This window comes from Mesorhizobium sp. M0800 (assembly GCF_040320095.1).
Lineage (GTDB): Bacteria > Pseudomonadota > Alphaproteobacteria > Rhizobiales > Rhizobiaceae > Mesorhizobium.
On record NZ_JAMYOZ010000001.1, the window covers coordinates 312,298 to 336,901 of the forward strand.

A 24,604-nucleotide genomic window follows, 5' to 3' on the forward strand; every position below is an offset into this window, starting at 1 on the left:
GGCGAGAGGCTTCACCTGGATTTCTGCTTCACCTGGATTTGCCTTGGCGGCTATGGTGCTATCCGGGCCTCGGACTGGAGCATGCCATGCCATCGACGATAAGAACGACCACCCTGCCCTGCGGCGAAGCCGTGCCGGTGCTCGGCCAGGGCACCTGGAATATGGGCGAAGACGGCCGCCGCCGTGGCGACGAGGCCAATGCCCTGAAGCTCGGGCTGGATCTCGGCATGACGCTGATCGACACCGCCGAAATGTATGCCAGCGGCGGTGCCGAGGAGGTGGTGGCGGAGGCCATCGCCGGGCGCCGCGACGAGGTTTTCCTGGTCTCCAAGGTGCTGCCGTCCAATGCCTCGCGCGCCGGCGTGAAACGGGCATGCGAGAACAGCCTGAGGCATCTCGCCACCGACCGAATCGATCTTTATCTGCTGCATTGGCCGGGCAGCGTGCCTTTGATGGAAACGGTAGAGGCGTTCGAAGCGTTGAAGGCGGCCGGCAAGATCCGCCACTGGGGCGTCAGCAATTTCGATACCGGCGAGATGGAGGAGCTGGTCCGGCTGCCGGCCGGCGGCAACGTCCAGACCAATCAGGTGCTCTACAATCTGTCGCAGCGCGGCGTCGAGTTCGACCTCGCCCCGTGGAGCCGGCAACGCGGCATGCCGCTGATGGCCTATTCGCCGGTCGATCAGGGGGTATTGGCGCGCAACGCCAGGTTAGATGCCATCGCCGCCCGCCACGGTGCGACGCCGGCGCAGATCGCACTTGCATGGGTGATGGCGCAGGAGGGCGTCATCGCCATTCCGAAGGCCAGCCGCCCGGAGCATATCCGGCAGAATGTCGCGGCGTTGGAGATCGAGCTCACGAGCGAAGATTTCGCCGAAATTGACCGCGCCTTCCCACCGCCGAGGCGGAAGTCGGGCCTGGCGATGATTTGAGGGGTGGGGCGGAAGGCAAGCCAAAGCAGCGTTCCGTCACACCCCCCTCTGTCCTGCCGGACATCTCCCCCACAAGGGGGGAGATTGGACGTCGCATCGGCTTTCGCCAACTTCAAACGAAGAAAAGACGCTGCCAGCGAAGCTGCCAATCTCCCCCCAAGTGGGGGAGATGTCCGGCAGGACAGAGGGGGGCGCGAAGGAATGCCGACAGACGGCGGGCTCAGCCAGCGACGGCTACTTCCCCACCATCCCCTTCAGCCGGTACAGCGCCTCCAGCGCCTCCCTTGGCGTCATCTCGTCGGGATTGATCTCCGCTAGCGCCGAACCCAGCCCGTCACTCTTCGCCGGCTTCGACGCTTCCCGCTTCGCCGCCACGGAAAACAGCGGCAGGTCGTCGACCAGACGGTTGGCCTTGCCCGAGACCTCGCCTGCTTCAAGCTGGTGCAGCACTTCCTTGGCCCGGCCGACGACCGCTTCCGGCAGGCCGGCCAGCCGCGCTACCTGGACGCCGTAGGAACGGTCGGCCGCACCCTTGCCGACCTCGTGCAGGAAGACCACGTCGCCCTCCCATTCCTTGACCCGCATGGTGACGTTGGAGAGCCGCGGCAGTTTTCCGGCCAGCGCCGTCATCTCGTGGAAATGCGTGGCGAAGATCGCCCGGCAGCGGTTTTTCTCGTGCAAATATTCGACCGCCGCCCAGGCGATCGACAGGCCGTCGAAAGTGGCGGTGCCGCGGCCGATCTCGTCGAGGATGACCAGTGCGCGTTCGCCTGCCTGGTTGAGGATCGCCGCCGTCTCGACCATCTCGACCATGAAGGTCGAGCGGCCGCGCGCCAGGTCGTCGGAGGCGCCGACCCGCGAAAACAGCCGGTCGACGACGCCGATATGGGCTGATGCCGCCGGCACGAAGGAGCCGGTCTGGGCGAGGATGGCGATCAGCGCGTTTTGCCTGAGGAAGGTCGACTTGCCGCCCATATTGGGGCCGGTCAGCAGCCAGATCGCGCCGGTCTTGGCATCGCCTTGCGGCGACAGATCGCAATCATTGGCGACGAACGGGCCTTCGCCGGAACGCCGCAGCGCCTGTTCGACCACCGGATGACGTCCACCCGAAATCTCGAAGGCAAGGCTCGCATCGACCAGCGGCCGGCACCAGGCCTCGCTCTCGGAAAGCAAGGCAAGTGCGGCCGAAACGTCGAGCACGGCGAGCGCTTCGGCGCCGGCGCGGATCCTGTCGGCGTGGCCGACCACTTCCGCCGTCACCGCCTCGAAAGCGGCAAGCTCGATCGCCAGCGCCCGGTCGGCGGCGTTGGCGATCTTGGTTTCCAGTTCGGCGAGTTCGGTGGTGGTGAAGCGCATGGCGTTGGCCATGGTCTGGCGATGGATGAAGCGTGCCCTGGCGCCGTCGCTGCCGGTCATCAGCGCATGATGATTGGCGGTGACTTCGATATAGTAGCCCAATACGTTGTTGTGCCTGATCTTCAGCGAGCGGATGCCGGTCTCGTCGATCAGCGAGCGCTCCAGCCCGGCGATCACTTTTCGCGACTCGTCGCGCAGCGCCCGCATCTCGTCGAGTTCGGCATGGTAGCCGGAACGGACAAAGCCGCCGTCGCGCTTGAGCAAAGGCAGCTCGTCGCTGAGCGCCTGCGCCAGATGCGTCGCCAGTTCTTTGGGCAGCGCCTTGATAGCTCCCAACGCCGCGGCCACTTCGCCCGGCAAGGCGGTTTGGCCGAACAGTTCGGCGATGGCGCCGGCCGCTTCGAAACCGGCGCGCAGCGCGCCGAGGTCGCGCGGGCCGCCGCGGTTGAGCGCCAGCCTGGACAGCGCGCGCGGCATGTCGGCAACGCTCTTCAGGCTTGCGCGCACCGCCTGGCAGAGGCGCGTCTCGGAGCGGAAGAACGACACCGAGTCCAGCCTTGCAGCGATTGCCGCCGGATCGGTCAGCGGCGCCATCAGCCGGTCGGCGAGCAGCCTTGCACCGCCGCCGGTCACCGTGCGGTCGATCGCCTTGAACAGCGACCCGTCGCGGCTGCCGGACAGCGTGCGCAGCAGCTCCAGATTGGCGCGCGTCGCCGGGTCGATGAACAGCGTCGAACCCTGCTCCTCGCGTTCCGGCCGCGACAGCGGCGGCCGCTCGGCCTTCTGCGTCTTCTCGACATAGGCGATGACGCCTGAGATCGCCGACAGCTCGGCGCGCGAAAACGTGCCGAAACTATCCGGCGTTGCCACCTCGAAGAAGCGGGCGATGCGGCCGGCGGCCGAAGCCGAATCGAACAGCGACGGCGGCTGCGGGCTGGCGACACGGCCGAGCACGTCGAACACCGGTTTCAGCTCCGGGTCGTAAAACACCGGCTCGGCGACGATCAGCTCGCGCGGATCGACGCGGAAGACATCGGCGAGCAGCCGGTCGGCGGTTGTCTCGGCGACGCGGAAGACACCGGTCGAGATCTCGATCCAGGCTAGGGCGAAAGCGTGATCGCTGCTGCCGCCCTTGACCCGTCCCAGCGCCATCAGAAAACTCGATTCCGACGGCGCCAGCAACTTGTCCTCGGTGATGGTGCCGGGTGTCACCAGCCGCACCACATCACGGCGCACCACCGATTTGCCGCCGCGCTTCCTGGCCTCGGCCGGATCCTCGATCTGCTCGCAGACGGCGACGCGGAACCCCTGGCCGATCAGCTTCTGCAGATAATCGTCGGCGGCATGCACCGGCACGCCGCACATCGGGATGTCGAGCCCCTGGTGCTTGCCGCGCTTGGTCAGCACGATGCCGAGCGCCCGGCTTGCCTTCTCGGCGTCGTCGAAGAACAGCTCGTAGAAATCGCCCATGCGGTAGAACAGCAGCGAATCCGGATTCGCCGCCTTGATCTCGATATACTGCTCCATCATCGGCGTCGCCGGCGCGAAGGCCGGCGTGGCGTTGTCGCTTCGAATGGGCGTCTCGTCGTTCAAGAAGCTGCTTCCAAAATTTTGCAAGCCATGCTTGGCGGTTTACAGCGGCGAAGTGTAGCCTTAATCCCGAACCTTCCACAAAAGAAAGCATGCGCACCCATCTCAAGCGGTGCCGTACGGGCGAGGAAACCAAAAGTACCATGGCCAAGAAAACCGAAAGCAACGGGCCCTCCGTCAGCGCCCAGGAGGCGCTGGAATTCCACGCCATGGGGCGTCCGGGCAAGCTGGAGATCGTCGCCACAAAACCAATGGCGACGCAGCGCGACCTCAGCCTCGCCTATTCGCCGGGCGTCGCCGTTCCGGTTCTCGCCATCGCCGAGGACCCGAGCCGCGCCTTCGACTACACGGTTCGCGGCAACATGGTCGCCGTCATCTCCAACGGCACCGCTATCCTCGGCCTCGGCAATCTCGGCGCGCTGGCCTCGAAGCCGGTGATGGAAGGCAAGGCGGTGCTGTTCAAGCGCTTCGCCGATGTCGATTCCATCGACCTCGAGGTCGATACCGAGGATGCCGACGAATTCATCAACTGCGTGCGCTTTCTCGGCCCCTCCTTCGGCGGCATCAACCTCGAGGACATCAAGGCGCCGGAGTGCTTCATCATCGAGCAGCGGCTGCGCGAGCTGATGGACATCCCGGTCTTCCATGACGACCAGCACGGCACCGCCATCATCTCGGCCGCCGGCCTGATCAACGCGCTGGAAATCACCGGCCGCGACATGAAGACCACGAAAATGGTCTGCAACGGCGCCGGTGCTGCCGGCATCGCCTGCATCGAATTGATGAAGGCGATGGGCTTTGCGCCTGAGAATATCATCCTTTGCGACACCAAGGGCGTCGTCTTCCAGGGCCGCACCGAAGGCATGAACCAGTGGAAATCGGCGCACGCCGTGAAAACCGGCGCGCGCTCGCTGGCCGAGGCGCTGGACGGCGCCGACGTGTTCCTCGGCCTCTCGGCCAAGGGCACGCTGACCACCAGGATGGTGCAGTCCATGGCCAAGAACCCGATCATCTTCGCCATGGCCAATCCCGACCCCGAGATCACGCCTGAGGAGGTCGCCGAGATCCGCACCGACGCCATCATGGCGACGGGACGGTCCGACTATCCCAACCAGGTCAACAACGTGCTTGGCTTCCCCTACATCTTCCGCGGCGCGCTCGATGTGCGGGCGACCACCATCAACGACGACATGAAGATCGCCGCGGCCAAAGCGCTCGCCGAACTGGCGCGCCAGGACGTGCCCGACGACGTCGCCGCCGCCTACCAGGGCATGCGGCCGAAATTCGGCCCCAACTACATCATCCCGGTGCCGTTCGACCCGCGCCTGATCTCGGCCATTCCGATTGCGGTGGCCAAAGCGGCGATGGACTCCGGCGTCGCGCGCAAGCCGATCCTCGATCTCGACCGCTACGCGCAGGAGCTTTCCGCCCGCCGCGACCCGATCGCCTCGACGCTGCAGCGCATCTACGACCGGGTGCGCCGCCAGCCCAAGCGCATCGTCTTTGCCGAGGGCGAGGAGGAGCAGGTGATGCGCGCCGCCGTCTCCTATGTGAACCAGCGGCTCGGCACCGCCATCCTGCTCGGCCGCGACGACATCATCAAGGAAAACGCCAGGAACGCCGGCATCGACCTCGGCAAGCAAGGCATCGAGATCATCAATGCGCGGCTGTCGCGGCGCAACTCGGTCTACACCGACTATCTCTACGAGCGCATGCAGCGCAAAGGCTTTCTGTTCCGCGACTGCCAGCGGCTGATCAACAACGACCGCAACCATTTCGCCGCCTGCATGGTGGCGCTGGGCGATGCCGACGGCATCGTCACCGGCGTTACCCGTAACTATTCGACGGCGCTCGACGACATCCGCCGCGTCATCGACGCAAGGCCCGGCCATTGCGTCATCGGCGTGTCGATCGTGCTCGCGCGCGGTCGCACCGTCCTCGTTGCCGACACCGCGGTGCACGACATGCCGGATGCCGTCGAGATCGCCGACATCGCCGAGGAAGCCGCCGGCTTCGCCCGCCGCATGGGCTACGAGCCGAGGCTCGCCATGCTCGCCTATTCGACCTTCGGCCATCCGCAGGGCGAGCGCTCCGAGCGCGTCCAGGAAGCGGTGCGCATCCTCGACAAGCGCCGCGTCGATTTCGAGTATGACGGCGAGATGGCCGCCGACGTGGCGCTCAACGCCCGCGCCATGGCGCAGTACCCGTTCATCAGGCTGACCGGCCCCGCCAACGTGCTGGTCATGCCGGCCTTCCACTCGGCCTCGATCTCGACCAAGATGCTGCAGGAGCTCGGCGGCTCGACCGTCATCGGCCCGCTGCTGGTCGGCCTGAACAAGCCGGTTCAGATCGTCTCGCTCAACGCCAAGGATTCAGACATCGTCAACATGGCGGCGATTGCGGCGTATAGCGCGGGGGCTTGAGGAGCGCGTAGCGGCAGCACCTCTTTCCTTCTCCCCCTGTGGGAGAAGGTGGCCGAGCGAAGCTCGGTCGGATGAGGGGTGCTCCAGTTTGGCACCGGCAGCACTCCGTCCAGCACCCCTCAACCGTCTCGGCGCTGCGCGCCGATCCACCTTCTCCCCCAGGGGGAGAAGGAAGAGATGCCGCTACAGCAGCCCGGCCTGCTCGGCCTCTCTGCGCAAATTCTGGCGTGGCCTTGGGCCTATCTGCTGGATGACCAGCCCGGCTGCCAGCGAGCCGAGATCGCCGCACTGCTTCAGGCTGCGGCCTTGCGTGTAGCCGTAGAGGAAGCCGGCGGCATAGAGGTCGCCGGCGCCGGTGGTGTCGACCAGCTCGCGGATCCTGGTCGCATTTATGGTCACGGTCTCGTCGCCGCGCACGATCACCGAGCCCTTTTCCGAGCGGGTGACGGCGGCGATCTTGCAGTCCTTGCGGATCCGCGCCAGCGCTTCGTCGAACGACGCGGTCTGGTAGAGCGACTTGATCTCGTGGCTGTTGGCAAAGACGATGTCGACGGTGCCGGAGCGCATCAGATCGAGGAACTCGTCGCGGTAGCGGTCGACGCAGAACGAATCCGACAATGTCATCGACACTTCGCGCCCGGCGGCGTGGGCGAGTTTCGCCGTCTGCCGGATCGCTTCCTTGGCGCGCGGCGGGTCCCACAGATAGCCCTCGAAATAGGTGACGGCGGCGCCCGACGCCTTGTCGGCCTCGACGTCCTCCGGGCCGAGTTCGACGCAGGCGCCGAGATAGGTGTTCATCGAGCGCTCGCCGTCCGGCGTGACGAAGATCATCGAGCGCGCCGTCGGTGGCTCGCCGCTGAGCGGCCGGGTGTCGAAGGCGACGCCCTGGGCATGGATGTCATGCGCGTAGATTTCGCCGAGCGCGTCGTTGGAGACCTTGCCGAAGAAAGCGGCGCGGCCGCCGAAGGAGGCGACGCCCGCCGCCGTGTTGCCGGCGCTGCCGCCCGAGGCTTCGATGGCCGGGCCCATGCGGCTGTAGAGCAGTTCGGCGCGCCTCGTGTCGATCAAATTCATCGCGCCCTTGATGATGCCGTTCGTCTCCAGGAACGCCTCGTCGCACTGGGCGATGATGTCGACGATGGCATTTCCGACACAAAGCACGTCATAGTCCGGCATCAATTCATGTCTCCGCCAAAAACCCACCGGCTTTCTGCCACGCCGGGCGCGGGCGGGTCTAGCGGTTTGATGCGGCTTTGCCTAGGCCGCGAGTTATAAATCCGGGCAGAACGCATGCTTCGTATCGCGCGGTTTGGGCTTGTCTCGCGACCTGTCTCCGCCTATCCCGAAATATCGCCCATGGGCCTCGTTTGACATGGAATTGGAAACGCCGTGATCCTCGACGCCGCCCGTGCCGCCTTGAGCCGGCTGTTCTCGCCCGAATTCCGTTCTGTGTTCCTGAAGACGCTGGGGCTGACCTTGCTGGCGCTGGCGGCGCTTTGGTTCGGGATCAAGAGCTTGTTCGAATGGCTGGCCTGGCCGTGGATCGATGCATGGCTCCCCGCCCTACCCTCCTGGGCCGGATGGCTGGGCGCCGTCGTCGCCGGCATCGGCCTTGCGCTGGGCTTGGCGCTGCTCATCGCGCCGGTGACGGCGATCATCGCCGGCCTGTTCCTCGACGACGTCGCCGAAGTGGTCGAGCGCACGGATTATCCAAACGACCCGCCCGGCCGCGCCGTGCCGGCGTTGCGCTCGCTGGTGCTGGCGATCCGATTTTTCGGCGTCGTTATCCTCGGCAACATCGTCGCCCTGCTGCTGCTCTTGGTGCCGGGCGTGAACATCGCCGCTTTCTTCATCGTCAATGGGTATCTGCTCGGACGCGAGTTCTTCGAATTCGCCGCCATGCGCTTTCGCCCGGAGGCCGAGGCCAAGGCGCTGCGCAGAAAGCACTCCATCACCGTGTTCCTGGCCGGGCTGGTGGTCGCCGCTTTCCTCGCCGTGCCGCTACTCAATCTTCTGACGCCGCTGTTCGCCGCCGTCATGATGGTGCACCTGCACAAGGCGATCTCGGCACGGGAAGGGAGCTATCTCAGCAGAAAACCCCTGCCCAGTTCGTCGTCGTCCTCGACGATGAATTCGGCCCGCCCTGAGTAATAGGCGCGGCCGCCGACGCGGGCGATGATGGCGTCATGCGGCCCGGCTGTGGCCGTGCGTACGACGGCGCCGGAAAAGCGCGAGCCGGCGATGCTCTCGAACAGCCGCGTCCGGCCAATCTCGATCTGGCCCTTGGCGTGCATGGCCGCCAGCCGCGCGGTGACGCCGGAGCCGGTCGGCGAACGGTCGACCTCGGCGTCGGCGAAAACGCAGATGTTTTTGGTCGGCGTATCGGAGAACGCATCCTGTCCGTCGGTCAGGATGGTGCCGTAGAGAAAGGCGAGATCAGCATGGTCGGGATGCGACAGCGGCAATTCGGCCTTCAGCTTATCAGTCAGCGCGGTCGCTGCATCGACGAAATCGCGGACGCGGTTCCTGCCAAATTCCAGCCCGAACTGGCGGCAGTCGGCCAGTGCATAGAAGGCGCCGCCATAGGCGATGTCGAAGCCGACCGGACCATAGCCCGGCAGCTCGATCCGCTGGTCGCCGGTGAACAGAAACGCCGGCACGCTTTCGAAGGACACCGCGCCGGCCTTGCCATCCTTTACCTCGACCGCAGCCGAAATCAGCCCGCATGGCGCCTCGATATTGACGGTCGTCATCGGCTCGCGTGGCGCCACCAGCCGCTCGTCGACGGAGTAGCGGCCGAGCGCGACGATGGCGTGGCCGCACATCGTCGAATAGCCCTCATTGTGCATGAACAGCACCGCGAGGTCGGCGCCCGGCAGGTCGGGCTCCACCAGCAGTGCGCCATACATGTCGTAATGGCCGCGCGGCTCGAACATCAGGATCTTTCTGAGATGATCGAGATGGTCGCGCACATAGGCACGCTTTTCGAGGATCGTGCCCTTGGGAATGTCGGGGTAGCCGCCGGTGACGATCCGCAGCGGCTCGCCACCGGTGTGCATGTCGACCACGGTGAGCGTCATTCGCCGGGCCCGACCTAGGCTGAAGATTTGGCAAACAGCGCCTGCAGCTTGCCGAACGGCATGGCGGCGCGGGTGAAGCCGAAGGTGCCATCCTGCTGGATCTCGCGCGCCGCGGTCTCCAGCATGCCGAAGGCGAAATTGGTCAGCCATGGGCCGAGCGAGATGCGCTTTACCCCCGCCACGGCAAGATCGGCGATGGTGAAGCCGGGCCTGGCCATGACGTTGACCGGCTTGGTCAGCGCCGAGCAGACGGTTCGCACCATCTCGATGTCGCCCAGGCCCGGTGCATAGAGCACGTCGGCGCCGGCTTTCTCGAAAGCCTGCAGCCGCTTGATCGTGTCGTCGAGATCGGGCTTGCCCCACAGGAAATTCTCGGCCCGCGCGGTGAAGACGAAATCGCGTTTCAGTGCCCGTGCCGCTTCCGCCGCCGCCGCGACGCGATCGACGGCATGCGAAAAATCATAGATCGGCTTGGCGGGCTCGCCGGTATGGTCCTCGATCGAGCAGCCGGCGAGGCCAGCCGCCTCGGCGGCGAAGATGGTCTCGCCGGCACTTGTCGCGCTGTCGCCCTTGCCCTTTTCGAGGTCGGCCGAAACCGGCAGCCCGGTCGCCGCTGACACTTCACGGCAATGATGGATCATCGCCTCGAACGTCACCGCGCCGTCCGGCAGGCCGCGCGAAAAGGCAAAGCCGGCGCTGGTCGTGGCCAGCGCCTTGAAGCCGAATGAGGCCAAGAGCTTGGTCGTGCCGACGTCCCATGAATTGGCCATGACGAAGATCGATGTATGCAGGTCGCGAAAAATCTTGCCCTTATCCATGGATGCTCCCCTCCGGTGCGGATTATGAAGGAAATTCTAGCCCGGCGGAACGCGCCGGGCAAATAATTGCGGTTGGCTCAGAAGCGTTTGGCGTTCTCTCCTGCCAATCGGTCCAGCGCATCGGAATCCTTGACGTAACGCGAAGCGTTTTTGTCCCAATGATAGGTGACGGAAATGTCGCGCGAAGACGCCTCTGGCGGCGGCTGGCCGTCGCAGCTTTCATCGCCCGGCACTGTCGCGTCGGTCACCGTAACCTTGATGGCTGCATAGGGCTGGCCGTCGGCCGTCGCCTGGAAGGCCGCATTCTGCGTCCTTCGGTTGGTGCAGAGGTTTTCGTCGAACGTATAGATCATGTCGATCAGCTCGAACCTGTCGTTGCGGACCATGACCAGCGGCGCGATCACATAGCCCTGGCTCGAATTGAAATGCGTGCTCGTGGTGATGATGACGTCATCGCCGGGCCCGATCGACAGCTTGCCCGGATCGCGAAAGTAGGTGCTGCGGTCGACGGCAACATTGACCGCGTCGAGCAAGGCCGGCTTGCCGGTGATGTCGTAGAGTGCCAGCACTGCATAGCCCTCGGCGCTGTCAGGCGAGTCGCCGAGGTCGAGCAGCATCGCCAGCCGGTCCTTGCCGCCGGCCTTGATGTCGAGCACGTCGCCGCTGGAAAGACCCGACGTCGCCGGCGGCGAGCCGTCGTAGTCCGGTCCAGCGATGTGGCGCATCTCGATGGGAATCGAACCCCGGAAAAAGCCGGCCTTGTCCGCGGTCAGATCGGGAATGACCATCCTGGCGAGATCGAGATAGGTGACATCGCCGTGGCCGGGGACGGCGCTGCCGAGCTCCGGGAAGCTGACGGCCTCCGCGCTGGCCGTCGTCCAAAGACAGGGCAGCAGCAGGCAGGCAAAGATGAAACGAAGCAGGGAGAAGGTCATGCGCGCGCTCGTTATGTCGGGCGCGCGCAAGCTAAAGCATTTTGCGGCCAAGAGGAAACACCTGGCGTTGCCTCACTATGTTGGCTTGGCTTGGCTCGCCAGAGTCTGCTGGAAAACCGGCACCAGCTGATCCATGGCGGCTGCGAGCCACGTGCCGAGTTCGTCGGGCAGAGTGTCGTGGATCCAGACCAGGCGGCTCCGGCCCTCGCGCTCGGCAAAGACCTGCATGGAGGTATTATCGTGGGTGATCTCGTCGCCGAGCCATCCCCACACGATCCGCCGGCTCTGCTCGTCGCGGGCGATGAGCCGCTCTCGCACGATCTTGCCGTCGGCGAAAGTAAGGGCCCGTACGTCGCCCTCCTCCACCCGGCAGTCGACGAAAACGCCTGGGGCTATCCGTTGGGCGCCGCCGGCGAAGTCGCCCACCGTCGCCCATACGCTTTCCGGCGAAGCATCTACGATGATTTCCCTGATTATCGAAGCCATGTTCGCTGGTCCTCTGTTAACAGGTAGACCTGTCTGTCTACATGTGGATGTATACAGACCTGTCTGCTATACGGTCAAGGCATGTCCGCAGCCCGAATCAACGATCGTCCCGAAAGTCTTGCGCGCCGTCGCATCCTCGATACGGCGACCGCGCTGTTTTCTCTGGAGGGAGTGCGCGCAGTCGGCATCGACCGCATCATCGCCGAGGCCGGCGTTGCCAAGGCGACGTTCTATCATCACTTCGCGGCCAAGGACGATCTCGTCCGCGCCAACATCGAGGAGCTCAGCAAGGGAGGAAGGGCCGCCATCGCGAGCCTTAACCGGCGGCCACCTCGCCCGATGATCCTTGCCATATTCGATCTCATCGCCGATGCGGCGGATCAGCCGGGCTACCGCGGCTGCCCGTTCCAAAATGCCGCGGCCGAATACCCCGACCCGAGAAGCCCGGTTCGCGAGGCAATCGATAAGCATCGTCACTGGAAGTGGGGCATCCTAAGGGATCTGCTGATCGCTGACGCAAATCCCGATCCGGACCGCACCGCAGACGCGCTAACAGTGGCGGCCGACGGCCTCCTTGTCGTCAGTCATCTCGACAGGCCGGCCAATCTGCGCACTCTCATACGCGACACGGTCGACCGAGTACTTGGGGCGCCGCGCCCGGTCTGAGATCTGGCGCGCATGCAGCCTGCGCAAAGGCGGTCAGTGGATCGGCACCAGCCCGGCCAGTTTACGCATGTCGTCGAATAGGATGCCGCCGGCTTCGATCAGTCCATCGCGGTCGGAAAGCGGGTCGCCGTGGTAGGAATAGACGCGCATGCCGGCGGCGATGCCGGCTGTCGTTCCGGCGACGCTGTCCTCGATGACGATACAGTCGGCGGGCGCGAAGCCCATCGTCGCTGCCGCATGCAGGAAGAGGTCGGGGAACGGCTTGCCACGCGAGACCATGGTCGAGCTGAACAGCGCATGGTCGAACAGCGGCAGCAGTCCGGTCTGGCCGAGCGTGATGTGCATTTTGGACACCCGTGCCGACGAGGCGACACAGGTGGCGATGCCGGCGGCGTGCACGGTTTCGATGAACTCGCGAACGTAGGGGATGGCCTCGACGCCATGCGCGAACAGGTCCGGCAGGCCGGCGTTCCAACGCTCGACGAAATCGGCGCCGAGGCTGACGCCGGTCGCCTCGACTTCCTTCTGCACCGAGACCATGCTGCGGCCGGAGAAATTCTTGCGGCAATATTCGAAGCTGGCCGGAAAGCCGGCCGCGGTCAGCCACTCGGCGAGGCGCCGATTGGCCAGGTTCTCGGTGTCGACCAGAACCCCGTCGCAATCGAAGATGACGAGCTTGGGTATCTTCATTTCGCTGCGCTCATCAGGCCGTGCCGGTCGATCCGAAACCGCCCGAGCCGCGCGCCGTGCCGCCAGCCAATGTGCGCTCCTCGACGGTCGCCTGCGTCACCGGGGCGAAGACGATCTGGGCGATCCGCATGCCGCGCGTCACCGCGAAATCCTCGTCGCCGAGATTGATCAGCAGCACCTTGACCTCGCCGCGATAGTCGCTGTCGATGGTGCCCGGCGTGTTGAGGCAGGTGAGCCCGTGCTTGAAGGCGAGGCCCGAACGCGGCCGGACCTGGCCTTCGACGCCCTCCGGAATTTCCAGGACCAGCCCGGTCGGCACCAGCACACGCTTTCCCGGCAGGATCAAAAGCGGCCTGTCGTCCGGGACGGCGGCGCGCAGGTCCATGCCGGCGGCGCCCGAGCTTTCATAGGCCGGAAGCGGCAAGCCCTCGCCATGCGACAGCCTGACGAAGCCGACAGCCGGACCGATGACGGAGGTGGGATAAAGTGCTGCGCGCATGAGGCTGATCCTATCGTCGCGAACGCCGGTTCAGTCAACTCGGCGGCAATGCTATCAACGGCTTTCTTTCAGCGCGGTTCCGCCTCAGCGCAGTTCCATCGGAACGACCGTGGTCTCCTTGATCTCCTCCATGACGAAGGAGGCCGAAACGTCCGACAGCGCCACCTTGCCGATCAGCCGCTGGTAGAGCCGGTCATAGGCCTTCACATCGGCGACGCGGGCGCGCAGGACATAGTCGAGATCGCCGGACATGCGGTAGGCGCCGGTGATCTCGGCAAAACCGGTCACCGCCGCCCGGAACTTTTGCAGCCAGTCCGGATCGTGGTTCGAGGTGCGGATCAGGATGAATACGGAAAGGCCGAGCCCGAGCTTGTCGGCATCGACCAGCGCCACGCGGCCGGTGATGACGCCGTCTTCCTCCAGCCGCTTGACCCGGCGCCAGCAGGCATTGCGCGACAGCGATATCCTTGCCGAGAGCTGGTCGACGGACAGCGTGCCGTCGCGTTGCAGCTCGGCCAGCAATCTCCGGTCTATTTCGTCGATTTCCGGCGCCATGTGGGATGTTTGTCCCAAAATTCAGCCTTTCACAAGGACAATTTGAGACCGATGAACCGAACACCCATGCCAGTATACTCATCGCCGGCTCTTCATGCCGGCAGGAGGGATCGACATGACCGCACGGCTCGCAAGACTTTTCACCTCTCATCCGGCCACGGTCGGCGAGAGCTATTTCGGCCATATGGCTTTCGCCGCATGGTTCTCGTCGAGATTGTTCCTGGCGGCGTTTGCCGCGCTCGTTCACGCTTTCTTGCCGTTTTTGTTTGAGTCTACGGCAAGCGGCATCATCCGTGAGCTCTACGAACGGACGCACAACAGGGGACGGTAGGCCGTAGAGGCGCCGAGCGCGGCGAGGCCGCTGGACAGGGCCAACGCTCAACGGATCCCGGCAGCGCAATCCCGATCAAGCGCCGCCATCGTCGAAATGTCGAGCCAGGCTTGAAGCCGCGCCGCAATCCGCCATTTTGAGGAGCGCGGCGCGATAGCCCGGAGCATCCACGATGGATATCGTCTTTTCCCCGACGACAGAATTGGCTGCCGCCATTCGCGACCGCAAGATTTCCGCTGTGGAAGCGCTGGACGCGCATCTGACGCAAATTGACAGGCACAATGAGGCGGTCAACGCAGTCGTAACCCTCGATCGGGAAGGTGCGCGGCAACGCGCTGGCAAGGCCGACGAAGCCCAGGCGCGCGGCGAGGCCCTTGGGCCGCTATACGGCGTGCCGTTCACACTGAAGGACACGCACGAAACAGCGGGCATGAGAACCACTGTCGGCTTCCCGGCTTTCGCCGACTATGCCCCGAGAGCAGACAGTCCGGTCGTTGCCCGGCTGAAGGCGGCAGGCGGCATACTGGTGGGCAAGACGAACGTGGCGACAATGCTCGGTGACTGGCAGTCGAGCAATCCGCTGTTTGGCCGCACCGGCAATCCCTGGAATCTCCAGCGCACCGCCGGCGGCTCCAGTGGCGGTGCGGCGGCGGCGCTCGGCACCGGAATGACGCCGTTCGAGGTCGGCACCGACATGCAGGATTCGATCCGGCTGCCCGCTGCCTTTTGCGGCGTCTACGGCCTCAAGCCGACCGAGCACCGCGTCTCGCTCGCCGGCGCCTTCCCCGATCCAGGCGGGGCGCCGCGCAGCGTGAGGCTGATCTCCTGCCTCGGACCGATGGCGCGCAGTGTCGAGGACCTGGCACTGATCTACGGCCTCATTGCCGGGCCGGATGGAAGCGATACCGACCTTGCGCCGGTACCGGTCGAAACCATGCCGGAGCTGGATCTCAGAAATTTGCGGATTGCCGTCGCGCCGTCCTTTCCGGGCTTTCCGGTGGCCGGCGAGATCAGCGCGGCGGTCGAAAGTCTGGCAAAAGAGCTTCAGGCTGCGGGCGCCATCGTCGAGGCCGAATTGCCGAAGCTCGACCTGCACGACGACCTAGCACAAGGCGGTGCGCTGATCGGCATGATGCTGGAGGCGACGCAGCCCGAACCACCGGAGAAGCCGACGCCGGTCTCGCGCTGGTTCGAGGTGCTCGCCCGCCGCGACCGCTCCATCCTGGCATGGGAATGGTTCTTCGACGGCTGCGATGCCTTGCTGTGCCCCGTCGCCATGACCACGGCCTTTCCGCATTGCGAGCCGGGAACGCCGATCGAGGTCGACGGTAGCGAGCAAAGCTACTGGATGCTGCCGGCCTATGGCGCGGTGTTCAACTACAGCGGCCATCCCGCCCTGTCGCTGCCCTGCGGGCAGGATCGCGACGGCCTGCCCATCGGACTACAGCTTGTTGGCAAACGCTGGTCGGAGTCGCGCCTGCTCGGGATCGCCAGGGCAATCGACCCGCTGGCCGGCGGCTTTCGCCGCCCGCCCGGTTATTGAGTAAACCGCGCCAGCCCGTAGGGATCAAGCAGCGGATCGCGCTCGCCGTCGAGGATTTCGCGGGCGGCGAACAGGCCGACGGCCGGTGCCAGCGTGATGCCGGAATGCATGACCGCGACGTAGACGCCGCTCGTGCCTTCGGCGCGGCCAATGATCGGAAAGCCATCGACCGGCGTCGGCCGGTAGCCAATGGTGTGGAAATCGAGTTCCAGCTCATCCGCGCCGCGCAAAATCGCCTTCATCGCCGCAAACAGGTCGCCGGCGGTGGCTGCGGCATCCATGCCGGGATCGGCGCCGCCGAAATCCGAGCCGGCGATGATGCGGCCTTCCGCCGTCTGGCGCATATGCAGGCGGTCGCCGATCACCAGGCCGTTGAGCAGCTTTTCGTAGGGGCGCGAATGCACGATCAGGCCGGGCGGCGTCTCGATCGGCAGTTCTATCCCGGCTGTTGCCGCTAGTGCCGGAGAGCCGGCTCCGGCCGCGATCACCACCTCGTCGGCAGCAATCCGCCCGCCGGATGTATCGACGCCGGCAATCCTGCCGTTGGCTTGCACCAGAGCGGTGACGGTCGTCCCGGCTACAATTCGCGCGCCGCGCCGTTCGGCGTCGGCCAGCAGTGCTTGCGTGGCGGCGACCGGCTCGGCAACGCCTTCCTCGGCGACATAAAGGGCGAAATCGGGAAGTTCGGCCAGATTGGGCTCGACACGCGCCGCTCCGGCACGGTCGACACGCTCGATGCCGTAGCCCCATGCGGAGTGCTCGGCCGCATAGGCCTCAAGTTCGGGACGTGGCAGGTCCCAGCACAAGCCACCGCACCACTGCAACGGGATGCCGGGCACCTCGTTCGCCAGCCGCGTCCATTCGGCCATCGACCGAATGCGTAGGCGGAAATAGACCTCCGGATTGCCCCAACTGGCATTGATCCAGGCAAAGGAATTCGGTGTCGCGACGCCGCCGGCGCCGCTGCCGGCAATGACCGTCACCTTTGCCCCGGCCCTGGTCAGGTGCCAGGCGATGGAGGCGCCGATGATGCCGGCGCCGATGACGATGACTTGTTTCGCCGCTGTCATGCTCCACTCCTCGTTCCGACGCCACCACTGCGATGCCATTGCCCGTGGGTTCTGCCAAGAGCGCGCGGTATAAAATATGCTTCTTGACTTTAATACGTACGTACGTATTATACCGGCATGGCCAGACATTCACTTCGCGAAAAACTTCTCGACGCCGGTTTCAAAACCATCTGGAATTCCGGCTATTCGTCCGCCGGCGTACGCGACATCGTCGCCGCGGCCGATGCCCGCCCGGGGTCCTTCACCAATCATTTTGTCTCCAAGGAGGCGTTCACCGGCAAGGTGCTGGACCGCTATTTCGCCTATGTGAGCGGTTTGGTGGAGCAGGCCCTTGCTCGGGACGGCACGCCCCCGGTCGGGCGCTTGCGCCGCTATCTCGAAATCATCACGTCGAAGCTGGAGGCGCATGATTGGGCACGGGGCTGCATGATCGGCAATCTCAGCCTCGAGACGGCGGCTCACAGCGAGGCGCTGAGGCTGCAACTCGTCGCCATTTTCGAACGCTGGCGTAAGCCCTTTGCCGAATGCATCGCCGAGGGCCAGGCGGCCGGCGACATCACCGACGCGTTCGATGCCGAGGACCTCGCCGATTTCCTGTTGAGTTCCTGGCAAGGCGCGATGCTGCGCATGAAGGTGGAGCGCAGTCCCGAACCGCTCGAGCGTTTCAAGAATATCGTCTTCAAAACAGTCTTCGCAAAAAGGAGCTGATCCGATGAACCCGAAACTCGAAAAGCAGCAATCCCGCACAATGTTGCCACGCTCGCAAGTCGCGGTGCTCGATTCCACCATCTCCTATGTCGAGGCAGGCACGGCTGGCCCGACGGTGCTCTTCCTGCACGGCAACCCGACGTCGTCCTACATCTGGCGCGACATCATCCCGCATGTGGCGCCGTTCGGCCGCTGCATTGCGCCCGACCTGATCGGCTATGGCCAATCCGGCAAGCCGGACATCGACTATCGCTTCTTCGACCACGTCCGCTATCTCGACGCCTTCATCGAGACGCTTGGCATCACCGACATGGTTGTCGTCGCGCAGGACTGGGGCACCGCGCTCGCCTTCCATCTCGCCGCACGGCGGCCGCAGCGGATCCTCGGCCTCGCCTTCATGGAATTCATCCGTCCCTTCGAGAGCTGGGACGATTTCCACCAGCGTCCGCAGGCGCGCGAATTGTTCAAGGCAATGCGCACGCCTGGCGGCGGTGAGAAGCTTGTCCTGGAAGATAACGTCTTTGTCGAAAAGGTGCTGCCGGCTGCGGTGCTGCGCACGATGAGCGATGAGGAAATGGCCTCCTACCGGGCACCGTTCCCGACGCCGCAATCGCGCAAGCCGATCCTGCGGCTGCCGCGCGACCTGCCGATTGAAGGCCAGCCCGCCGATGTCGCTGCCATCAGCGAGCACGACCATCGGGCGCTCCGGCTCTCCTCCTACCCGAAGCTGCTTTTCTCAGGCGATCCGGGGGCCCTCGTCTCGCCGCAGGCGGCACGGGAATTCGCGGCCGGCCTGAAGAACTGCCGGTTGATCGATCTCGGACCCGGCGCGCATTATCTGCAGGAGGACCATGCCGACAGGATCGGCGCCGCAATTGCCGAGTGGATTCCGGAGGTGGCCTTCGAGAGCCGAGCGACCGAATCGGCCTGACGTCGGGACGTGGCCGCGGCCGCCGGAGAGGTCGACAGCTCTGCACTCCGCTGCTAGAAGCCCGGCCTCACACGGAAATCCTGAAAAATGTCCGAAATGATTACAGAAGCGGTATCGCGCCGCCGCACTTTCGCGATCATTGCCCACCCCGACGCCGGCAAGACGACGCTGACCGAAAAACTGCTTTTGTTCGGCGGCGCCATCCAGCTTGCCGGCGAGGTCAAGGCCAAGAAGGACCGCATCCAGACCCGCTCGGACTGGATGAAGATCGAACGCGAGCGCGGCATTTCGGTGGTCACCTCGGTGATGACCTTCGAATACGAGGACACCGTCTTCAACCTGCTCGACACGCCCGGCCACGAGGATTTCGCCGACGACACCTATCGCACGCTGTCGGCGGTCGACAGCGCGGTCATGGTGATCGACGCCGCCAAGGGCATCGAGCCGCGCACGCTGAAACTGTTCGAGGTCTGCCGGCTGCGCGACATCCCGATCATCACCTTCGTCAACAAAATGGACCGCGAAAGCCGAGACCCATTCGACATCCTCGATGAGATCGAGCAGAAGCTGGCACTGGATACAGCGCCGATCACCTGGCCGATCGGCCGCGGCAAGACCTTTTCCGGGACCTACCATCTGGCGCTGAACGCGGTGCGCAAGGGCGACGCCGAAAAGGAGCGCACGCCGGTCAATGGACCCGATTCCAACCGCGTCGCCGGCCTGTTGCCGGAGAACGAGCGGGAGGCCTTCATCGAGGAGCTGGAGCTGGCGCGCGCGGCCTGTCGCCCGCTCGACCTCGATGCCTTCCGCGAGGGCCATTTGACGCCGGTCTATTTCGGTTCGGCGCTGCGCAATTACGGCGTGCGCGACCTGATCGAGGCGCTCGGCGCCTACGGGCCGCCGCCGCGCGCGCAGGAGGCCGACAGCCGCAAGGTCGAGGCGACCGAGGACAAGATGACCTCCTTCGTCTTCAAGATCCAGGCCAATATGGACCCCAACCATCGCGACCGCATCGCTTTCGTCCGCGTCTGCTCCGGCAAGCTCGAGCGCGGCATGAAGGCCAAGCTGGTGCGCACGGGAAAACCGATGAGCCTGTCGGCACCGCAATTCTTCTTCGCCCGTACCCGCGTCACGGCCGACGAGGCGTTCGCCGGCGATGTCGTCGGCATCCCCAACCACGGCACGCTGCGCATCGGCGACACGCTGACCGAGGGCGAGGAGATCCTGTTTCGCGGCGTGCCGAATTTCGCGCCTGAAATCCTGCGCCGCGTTCGCCTCGGCGATGCCATGAAAGCCAAGAAGCTCAGGGAAGCACTGCACCAGATGGCCGAGGAAGGCGTCGTGCAATTGTTCTCGCCGGAGGACGGCTCGCCAGCCATCGTCGGCGTCGTCGGCGCCCTGCAGCTCGACGTCTTGAAGGAGCGGCTAAACTTCGAATACACACTGCCGGTCGATTTCGAGATGTCGCGCTTTTCCGTCTGCCGCTGGATATCGGCCGACGACAAGGCCGAACTCCAGCGCTTCATCGAGGCGCATCGCGGCGACATCGCGCGCGATCTCGACAACGATCCGGTGTTCCTCGCCCAGCACGCCTTCTCGCTCAACTACGAGGCCGAGCGCTGGAAGGCGATCCGCTTCACCGCGGTCAAGGATTATCAGGTCCGCGACAGAGCGGCTTGATGCGCCCCTTCCCTTCTCCCCTTGTGGGAGAAGGTGTCGCCGAAGGCGACGGATGAGGGGTGTTCCAGGAAACACCAACGTCTCATTCCGTCCAGTACCCCTCAACCGTCTCGGCGCTTCGCGCCGATCCACCTTCTCCCACAGGGGGAGAAGGAAAGATCGCGTTCGTTCACCCTTTCGCTGCCTCTTCGATCTTGGCGATGTCGATCTTGCTCATGTGCATCATCGCCTGCATCACGCGGCCGGCCTTTTCCCTGTCGGGGTCCAACAGCAGCCTGGGCAGCTGCTCGGGAACGACCTGCCAGGAGAGGCCGAATTTGTCCTTCAGCCAGCTGCACTGGCTGGGCTGGCCACCGCCCGCGATGAGCCTGTCCCAGAAATAGTCGACCTCTTCCTGCGTCTTGCAGTCGATGGAGAGCGAGACTGCCTCGGTGAACTTGAATTGCGGGCCGCCGTTGAGCGCCTGGAACTGAACGCCGTCGAGCTCGAATGAGACCATCAGCACCTTGCCCTCATTATCGCCGCTGCCCTTGGGCCAGCGCATCACGCTCAGCACCTTCGAATTCTTGAAGATGGAGATGTAATGGTTCATGGCCTCCTCGGCCTGGTCGTCGAACCACAGGCAGGGGGTGATCTTTTGCATTCTCTTGCTCCTCGGGCTGGTTTTGGCTTGTTTCACTCGCAAAACGGCCGGCTGGCAATTGATGCCCGGTCCCGCCGTCTGCTCAAGGACGCTCGAGCAAAACACGATCCGACAGCACTTCTGACTTTTTTACGGCCTGGACCGGCTGCGTCTTTGGCTGGCCGCTCGTTCCGCACCCTGGCGCAGCGCAAAATTGTGGCCAGACCAGAGTGTGCCGTCTATAAGGCCTGCGGCTCAATTCCGGTTTTCCGCACCTTTGGGCGCGACGCAGACAGCAAGGACAGTTCAATGCCCGCCTACCGTTCCCGCACCACCACCCATGGCCGCAACATGGCCGGCGCCCGCGGCCTGTGGCGCGCTACCGGCATGAAGGATTCGGATTTCGGCAAGCCGATCATTGCCGTGGTCAATTCCTTCACCCAATTCGTGCCGGGCCATGTCCATTTGAAGGATCTCGGCCAGCTGGTTGCCCGCGAGATCGAAAAAGCCGGCGGCGTCGCCAAGGAGTTCAACACCATTGCCGTCGATGACGGCATCGCCATGGGCCATGACGGCATGCTCTATTCGCTGCCGTCGCGCGAATTGATCGCCGACTCGGTCGAATACATGGTCAACGCGCACTGCGCCGACGCGATGGTCTGCATCTCGAATTGCGACAAGATCACGCCCGGCATGCTGATGGCGTCGCTGCGCCTCAACATCCCGACCGTCTTCGTCTCCGGCGGGCCGATGGAGGCCGGCAAAGTGGTGCTCGCCGGCAAGAGCCAGGCGCTTGATCTGGTCGACGCTATGGTCGCGGCCGCCGACGACAAGGTGTCCGACGAGGACGTCAGGACCATCGAACGCTCGGCCTGTCCGACCTGCGGTTCCTGCTCCGGCATGTTCACCGCCAATTCGATGAACTGCCTGACCGAGGCGCTCGGCCTGTCCTTGCCCGGCAATGGTTCGACGCTGGCGACGCATGCCGACCGCAAGCGCCTGTTCGTCGAGGCCGGCCACCTGATCGTCGATCTTGCCCAGCGCTATTACGAGCAGGACGACGACACCGCGCTGCCGCGCAGCATCGCCTCGAAGGGCGCCTTCGAGAACTCCATGACACTCGACATCGCCATGGGCGGCTCGACCAACACCGTGCTGCACATCCTCGCCGCGGCACATGAGGGCGAGGTCGACTTCACCATGGAGGACATCGACCGGCTGTCGCGGCGGGTGCCGGTGCTTTGCAAAGTGGCGCCGGCCAAGGCCGACGTCCACATGGAGGATGTCCACCGCGCCGGCGGCATCATGGCGATCCTCGGCCAGCTGGATAGCGCCGGGCTGATCAACCGCGACCTGCCGACGGTGCACACCGCAAGCCTCGGCGAAGCGCTCGATCATTGGGATATTTCGCGCACCACCAGCCAGAATGTCCGCGATTTCTTCCTGGCGGCACCCGGCGGCGTGCCGACGCAAGTCGCGTTCAGCCAGGACCGCCGCTGGGACGATCTCGATCTCGACCGCGAGAAGGGCGTCATCCGCTCGGCCGAACATCCTTTCTCCAGGGATGGCGGCCTTGCCGTGCTGAAAGGCAATCTGGCACTCGATGGCTGCATCGTGAAGACGGCGGGCGTCGATGAATCGATCCTGAAATTCACCGGTCCGGCAAGAGTGTTCGAAAGCCAGGACGCCAGCGTCAAGGCGATCCTGTCGAACGAGATCAAGGCCGGCGATGTCGTCGTCATCCGCTATGAAGGGCCACGCGGCGGACCAGGCATGCAGGAAATGCTCTACCCGACCAGCTATTTGAAGTCGAAAGGCCTCGGCAAAGCCTGCGCACTGATCACCGACGGTCGTTTTTCCGGCGGCACCTCCGGCCTGTCGATCGGCCATGTCTCGCCGGAAGCCGCGGAAGGCGGTCTGATCGGGCTGGTCAGGGAAGGCGACACGATCGAGATCGATATCCCCAACCGCACCATCAGGCTTGCTGTCGACGACGCCGAACTCATCGCCCGTCGCGCCGCGATGGAGGCCAGGGGAACGGCTGCCTGGAAGCCCGAAGAAAAGCGCAAGCGCAAGGTGACGACGGCCTTGCGCGCCTATGCGGCGATGGCGACAAGTGCCGCCAAGGGGGCGGTGCGGTACGTGCCGGAATAGAGGCTTTTCCTTCTCCCCTTGTGGGAGAAGGTGGATTGGCGCGCAGCGCCAAGACGGTTGAGGGGTGCTGGACGGAGTGTCGTCGGCGCCAAGCTGGAACACCCCTCATCCGGCCGCTTCGCGGCCACCTTCTCCCACAAGGGGAGAAGGGAAGGGCCGCGCCTGAAGGTTCCGCCTTGCGGCAGCACGCTGCATGGAAAGAAACGGCTTTTTTGAACGAGGTGGCGCTAGATGGATTTTGACCTTGTGGTGCGCGGCGGGACGCTGCCCGACGGCAGGATCGCGGATATCGGCATCGTCGGCGAAACGATCGCAGCGATAGAGCCCGAGCTGAACGTCAGCGCCGGCACGGCGATCGATGCCCATGGCAATCTGGTCTCGCCGCCCTTCGTCGATCCGCATTTCCATATGGACGCCACGCTTTCGCTCGGCATTCCGCGCATCAATGTCTCGGGCACGCTGCTCGAAGGCATCTCGCTTTGGGGCGAGTTGAAGCCGCTTCTGACCCACGAAGCGGTGCGCGACCGTGCGCTCGCCTATTGCGACTGGGCGGTGTCGATGGGCCTGCTCGCCATCCGCACCCATGTCGATGTTTGCGACGACCGCCTGCTGGCGGTCGAGGCGCTGCTCGACGTGAAGAAGACGGTTGGCCCCTATATCGACCTGCAGCTGGTCGCCTTCCCGCAGGACGGGTTTTACCGCTCGCCGACGGCGCGCGACAACACCATCCGGGCGCTCGACATAGGCGTCGATGTCGTCGGCGGCATTCCGCATTTCGAGCGCACAATGGCCGACGGCACGCGCTCCGTCACCGAGCTCTGCGAAATCGCGGCGAAGCGCGGCCTGATGGTCGACTTGCATTGCGACGAGACCGACGATCCGCTGTCGCGCCACATCGAGCAGCTTGCCTATGAGACGCAGCGGCTCGGGTTGCAGGGCAGAGTGGCCGGCTCGCACCTGACATCGATGCATTCGATGGATAATTACTACGTTTCGAAGCTATTGCCGCTGATTGCCGAGGCCGGCGTTTCGGCGATCCCCAATCCGCTGATCAACATCATGCTGCAGGGCCGCCACGACACCTTTCCCAAGCGCCGCGGACTGACGCGGGTCAAGGAGATGCTGGCGCAAGGCATCCGCGTCGGCTGGGGCCAGGATTGCGTGCTCGACCCCTGGTATTCGCTGGGCACCGCAGACATGCTCGACGTCGCCTTCATGGGCCTGCATGTCGCGCAGATGTCGAGCCCGGCCGAGATGGCGCGCTGCTTCGACATGGTCACCAACGTCAATGCCGCCATCATGGGCCTCGACCACCTTGGCCTGGCGGTCGGCAAGCGCGCCAGCCTGGTCGTTCTCGATGCCGGCAATCCGGTCGAAGCGCTGCGCCTGCGCCCCGAGCGCCTCTGCGTCATCGCCAGGGGCAAGGTGGTGGCCGAGCGCAGCCGGCAGGACACGCGGCTTTCGATCGCCGGAAGGCCGGGCACGGTGAACCGGCGCCACGCTTAGTCCAGCCGATTTCCGGCGCTGGTCTTACC

At 64.7% G+C, this 24,604-nt stretch carries 22 protein-coding genes; 11 read left to right on the forward strand and 11 right to left on the reverse strand.

Annotated elements, in window-relative coordinates; genetic code table 11:
* Window positions 1-86 precede the first annotated feature (86 nt).
* Entirely contained in the window at window positions 87-932 is an 846-nt protein-coding gene (locus tag NKI18_RS01510) for an aldo/keto reductase (RefSeq protein ID WP_353018674.1), read from the forward strand.
* 234 nt (window positions 933-1,166) lie between these two features.
* Here the strand turns inward: NKI18_RS01510 and mutS are convergent, their stop codons facing one another.
* The gene (mutS, locus tag NKI18_RS01515; RefSeq protein ID WP_352614762.1) at window positions 1,167-3,818 is read right to left on the reverse strand and encodes a DNA mismatch repair protein MutS; all 2,652 of its coding nucleotides are present in this window, start codon (window positions 3,816-3,818) and stop codon (window positions 1,167-1,169) included.
* A gap of 203 nt (window positions 3,819-4,021) precedes the next feature.
* Between mutS and NKI18_RS01520 the strand changes: the two genes are divergently transcribed.
* A complete protein-coding gene (locus tag NKI18_RS01520) occupies window positions 4,022-6,301 on the forward strand; it encodes an NADP-dependent malic enzyme (protein WP_352614475.1) in 2,280 nt (759 codons plus the stop codon).
* Between the two features lie 183 nt (window positions 6,302-6,484).
* Here NKI18_RS01520 and NKI18_RS01525 read toward each other — a convergent pair whose 3' ends face one another.
* Window positions 6,485-7,477: an adenosine kinase gene (locus tag NKI18_RS01525; RefSeq protein WP_352591197.1), complete on the reverse strand. Its 993-nt coding sequence runs from the start codon at window positions 7,475-7,477 to the stop codon at window positions 6,485-6,487.
* Between the two features lie 213 nt (window positions 7,478-7,690).
* Here NKI18_RS01525 and NKI18_RS01530 point away from each other — a divergent pair, with 213 nt between their 5' ends.
* Window positions 7,691-8,452 (forward strand): sulfate transporter family protein, encoded by a 762-nt coding sequence (locus NKI18_RS01530; protein ID WP_352591194.1) that lies wholly within the window; start codon window positions 7,691-7,693, stop codon window positions 8,450-8,452.
* On the opposite strand, the gene NKI18_RS01535 is transcribed toward NKI18_RS01530, so the two are convergent.
* The 4 genes from NKI18_RS01535 to NKI18_RS01550 all read right to left on the reverse strand — a co-directional run bounded on the left by NKI18_RS01535 (window position 8,383) and on the right by NKI18_RS01550 (window position 11,620).
* Complete coding sequence (locus NKI18_RS01535; protein WP_352591191.1) at window positions 8,383-9,381, reverse strand: proline racemase family protein; 999 nt, start codon at window positions 9,379-9,381, stop codon at window positions 8,383-8,385. The genes NKI18_RS01530 and NKI18_RS01535 overlap by 70 nt on opposite strands.
* Before the next feature lie 14 nt (window positions 9,382-9,395).
* Window positions 9,396-10,199, reverse strand: coding sequence for an isocitrate lyase/PEP mutase family protein (locus NKI18_RS01540; RefSeq protein ID WP_352614474.1), 804 nt, complete (start codon window positions 10,197-10,199; stop codon window positions 9,396-9,398).
* Window positions 10,200-10,276: 77 nt separating this feature from the next.
* Complete coding sequence (locus tag NKI18_RS01545; protein WP_352614473.1) at window positions 10,277-11,134, reverse strand: hypothetical protein; 858 nt, start codon at window positions 11,132-11,134, stop codon at window positions 10,277-10,279.
* Window positions 11,135-11,209: 75 nt separating this feature from the next.
* A complete protein-coding gene (locus NKI18_RS01550) occupies window positions 11,210-11,620 on the reverse strand; it encodes an SRPBCC family protein (RefSeq protein ID WP_352614472.1) in 411 nt (136 codons plus the stop codon).
* An 81-nt stretch (window positions 11,621-11,701) separates the two neighbouring features.
* On the opposite strand from NKI18_RS01550, the gene NKI18_RS01555 reads away from it, so the two are divergent.
* A complete protein-coding gene (locus NKI18_RS01555) occupies window positions 11,702-12,286 on the forward strand; it encodes a TetR/AcrR family transcriptional regulator (RefSeq protein ID WP_352614471.1) in 585 nt (194 codons plus the stop codon).
* Window positions 12,287-12,319: 33 nt separating this feature from the next.
* Here the strand turns inward: NKI18_RS01555 and NKI18_RS01560 are convergent, their stop codons facing one another.
* From NKI18_RS01560 to NKI18_RS01570, 3 genes are all read right to left on the reverse strand, one after another.
* Window positions 12,320-12,976 (reverse strand): HAD family hydrolase, encoded by a 657-nt coding sequence (locus tag NKI18_RS01560; RefSeq protein WP_352614469.1) that lies wholly within the window; start codon window positions 12,974-12,976, stop codon window positions 12,320-12,322.
* Between the two features lie 13 nt (window positions 12,977-12,989).
* The gene (gene dut, locus NKI18_RS01565; RefSeq protein ID WP_352614468.1) at window positions 12,990-13,475 is read right to left on the reverse strand and encodes a dUTP diphosphatase; all 486 of its coding nucleotides are present in this window, start codon (window positions 13,473-13,475) and stop codon (window positions 12,990-12,992) included.
* Between the two features lie 84 nt (window positions 13,476-13,559).
* Window positions 13,560-14,030, reverse strand: a complete 471-nt coding sequence (locus NKI18_RS01570) for an Lrp/AsnC family transcriptional regulator (RefSeq protein ID WP_352614466.1) — start codon at window positions 14,028-14,030, stop codon at window positions 13,560-13,562.
* A gap of 115 nt (window positions 14,031-14,145) precedes the next feature.
* Here NKI18_RS01570 and NKI18_RS01575 point away from each other — a divergent pair, with 115 nt between their 5' ends.
* Complete coding sequence (locus NKI18_RS01575; RefSeq protein ID WP_352614465.1) at window positions 14,146-14,361, forward strand: DUF6356 family protein; 216 nt, start codon at window positions 14,146-14,148, stop codon at window positions 14,359-14,361.
* A gap of 172 nt (window positions 14,362-14,533) precedes the next feature.
* On the forward strand, window positions 14,534-15,904 hold the full coding sequence (locus NKI18_RS01580) for an amidase (protein WP_352614464.1): 1,371 nt from the start codon (window positions 14,534-14,536) through the stop codon (window positions 15,902-15,904).
* Here NKI18_RS01580 and NKI18_RS01585 read toward each other — a convergent pair.
* Window positions 15,898-16,974, reverse strand: coding sequence for an NAD(P)/FAD-dependent oxidoreductase (locus tag NKI18_RS01585; protein WP_352614463.1), 1,077 nt, complete (start codon window positions 16,972-16,974; stop codon window positions 15,898-15,900). The genes NKI18_RS01580 and NKI18_RS01585 overlap by 7 nt on opposite strands.
* Before the next feature lie 117 nt (window positions 16,975-17,091).
* On the opposite strand from NKI18_RS01585, the gene NKI18_RS01590 reads away from it, so the two are divergent.
* The 3 genes from NKI18_RS01590 (at window position 17,092) to NKI18_RS01600 (ending at window position 20,293) form a co-directional block, all read left to right on the forward strand.
* Window positions 17,092-17,682: a TetR family transcriptional regulator C-terminal domain-containing protein gene (locus NKI18_RS01590; protein WP_352614462.1), complete on the forward strand. Its 591-nt coding sequence runs from the start codon at window positions 17,092-17,094 to the stop codon at window positions 17,680-17,682.
* 4 nt (window positions 17,683-17,686) lie between these two features.
* Window positions 17,687-18,613 (forward strand): haloalkane dehalogenase, encoded by a 927-nt coding sequence (locus tag NKI18_RS01595; RefSeq protein ID WP_352614461.1) that lies wholly within the window; start codon window positions 17,687-17,689, stop codon window positions 18,611-18,613.
* Window positions 18,614-18,700: 87 nt separating this feature from the next.
* Window positions 18,701-20,293, forward strand: coding sequence for a peptide chain release factor 3 (locus NKI18_RS01600; protein ID WP_352614459.1), 1,593 nt, complete (start codon window positions 18,701-18,703; stop codon window positions 20,291-20,293).
* A 169-nt stretch (window positions 20,294-20,462) separates the two neighbouring features.
* Here NKI18_RS01600 and NKI18_RS01605 read toward each other — a convergent pair whose 3' ends face one another.
* Window positions 20,463-20,936 (reverse strand): VOC family protein, encoded by a 474-nt coding sequence (locus tag NKI18_RS01605; protein WP_352614458.1) that lies wholly within the window; start codon window positions 20,934-20,936, stop codon window positions 20,463-20,465.
* Between the two features lie 288 nt (window positions 20,937-21,224).
* Between NKI18_RS01605 and ilvD the strand changes: the two genes are divergently transcribed.
* Window positions 21,225-23,069, forward strand: a complete 1,845-nt coding sequence (gene ilvD / locus NKI18_RS01610; protein WP_352614456.1) for a dihydroxy-acid dehydratase — start codon at window positions 21,225-21,227, stop codon at window positions 23,067-23,069.
* A 231-nt stretch (window positions 23,070-23,300) separates the two neighbouring features.
* Window positions 23,301-24,575, forward strand: a complete 1,275-nt coding sequence (locus tag NKI18_RS01615) for an amidohydrolase family protein (protein WP_352469954.1) — start codon at window positions 23,301-23,303, stop codon at window positions 24,573-24,575.
* Window positions 24,576-24,604: the final 29 nt, after the last annotated feature.

Coding starts and splice junctions, on each gene's coding strand:
- NKI18_RS01510 (WP_353018674.1), top strand. CDS start 87: ATGCCATCGACGATAAGAACGACCACCCTGCCCTGCGGCGAAGCCGTG.
- mutS (WP_352614762.1), bottom strand. CDS start 3,818: ATGATGGAGCAGTATATCGAGATCAAGGCGGCGAATCCGGATTCGCTG.
- NKI18_RS01520 (WP_352614475.1), top strand. CDS start 4,022: ATGGCCAAGAAAACCGAAAGCAACGGGCCCTCCGTCAGCGCCCAGGAG.
- NKI18_RS01525 (WP_352591197.1), bottom strand. CDS start 7,477: ATGCCGGACTATGACGTGCTTTGTGTCGGAAATGCCATCGTCGACATC.
- NKI18_RS01535 (WP_352591191.1), bottom strand. CDS start 9,381: ATGACGCTCACCGTGGTCGACATGCACACCGGTGGCGAGCCGCTGCGG.
- NKI18_RS01540 (WP_352614474.1), bottom strand. CDS start 10,199: ATGGATAAGGGCAAGATTTTTCGCGACCTGCATACATCGATCTTCGTC.
- NKI18_RS01545 (WP_352614473.1), bottom strand. CDS start 11,134: ATGACCTTCTCCCTGCTTCGTTTCATCTTTGCCTGCCTGCTGCTGCCC.
- NKI18_RS01550 (WP_352614472.1), bottom strand. CDS start 11,620: ATGGCTTCGATAATCAGGGAAATCATCGTAGATGCTTCGCCGGAAAGC.
- NKI18_RS01555 (WP_352614471.1), top strand. CDS start 11,702: ATGTCCGCAGCCCGAATCAACGATCGTCCCGAAAGTCTTGCGCGCCGT.
- NKI18_RS01560 (WP_352614469.1), bottom strand. CDS start 12,976: ATGAAGATACCCAAGCTCGTCATCTTCGATTGCGACGGGGTTCTGGTC.
- dut (WP_352614468.1), bottom strand. CDS start 13,475: ATGCGCGCAGCACTTTATCCCACCTCCGTCATCGGTCCGGCTGTCGGC.
- NKI18_RS01570 (WP_352614466.1), bottom strand. CDS start 14,030: ATGGCGCCGGAAATCGACGAAATAGACCGGAGATTGCTGGCCGAGCTG.
- NKI18_RS01575 (WP_352614465.1), top strand. CDS start 14,146: ATGACCGCACGGCTCGCAAGACTTTTCACCTCTCATCCGGCCACGGTC.
- NKI18_RS01580 (WP_352614464.1), top strand. CDS start 14,534: ATGGATATCGTCTTTTCCCCGACGACAGAATTGGCTGCCGCCATTCGC.
- NKI18_RS01585 (WP_352614463.1), bottom strand. CDS start 16,974: ATGACAGCGGCGAAACAAGTCATCGTCATCGGCGCCGGCATCATCGGC.
- NKI18_RS01590 (WP_352614462.1), top strand. CDS start 17,092: ATGGCCAGACATTCACTTCGCGAAAAACTTCTCGACGCCGGTTTCAAA.
- NKI18_RS01595 (WP_352614461.1), top strand. CDS start 17,687: ATGAACCCGAAACTCGAAAAGCAGCAATCCCGCACAATGTTGCCACGC.
- NKI18_RS01600 (WP_352614459.1), top strand. CDS start 18,701: ATGTCCGAAATGATTACAGAAGCGGTATCGCGCCGCCGCACTTTCGCG.
- NKI18_RS01605 (WP_352614458.1), bottom strand. CDS start 20,936: ATGCAAAAGATCACCCCCTGCCTGTGGTTCGACGACCAGGCCGAGGAG.
- ilvD (WP_352614456.1), top strand. CDS start 21,225: ATGCCCGCCTACCGTTCCCGCACCACCACCCATGGCCGCAACATGGCC.
- NKI18_RS01615 (WP_352469954.1), top strand. CDS start 23,301: ATGGATTTTGACCTTGTGGTGCGCGGCGGGACGCTGCCCGACGGCAGG.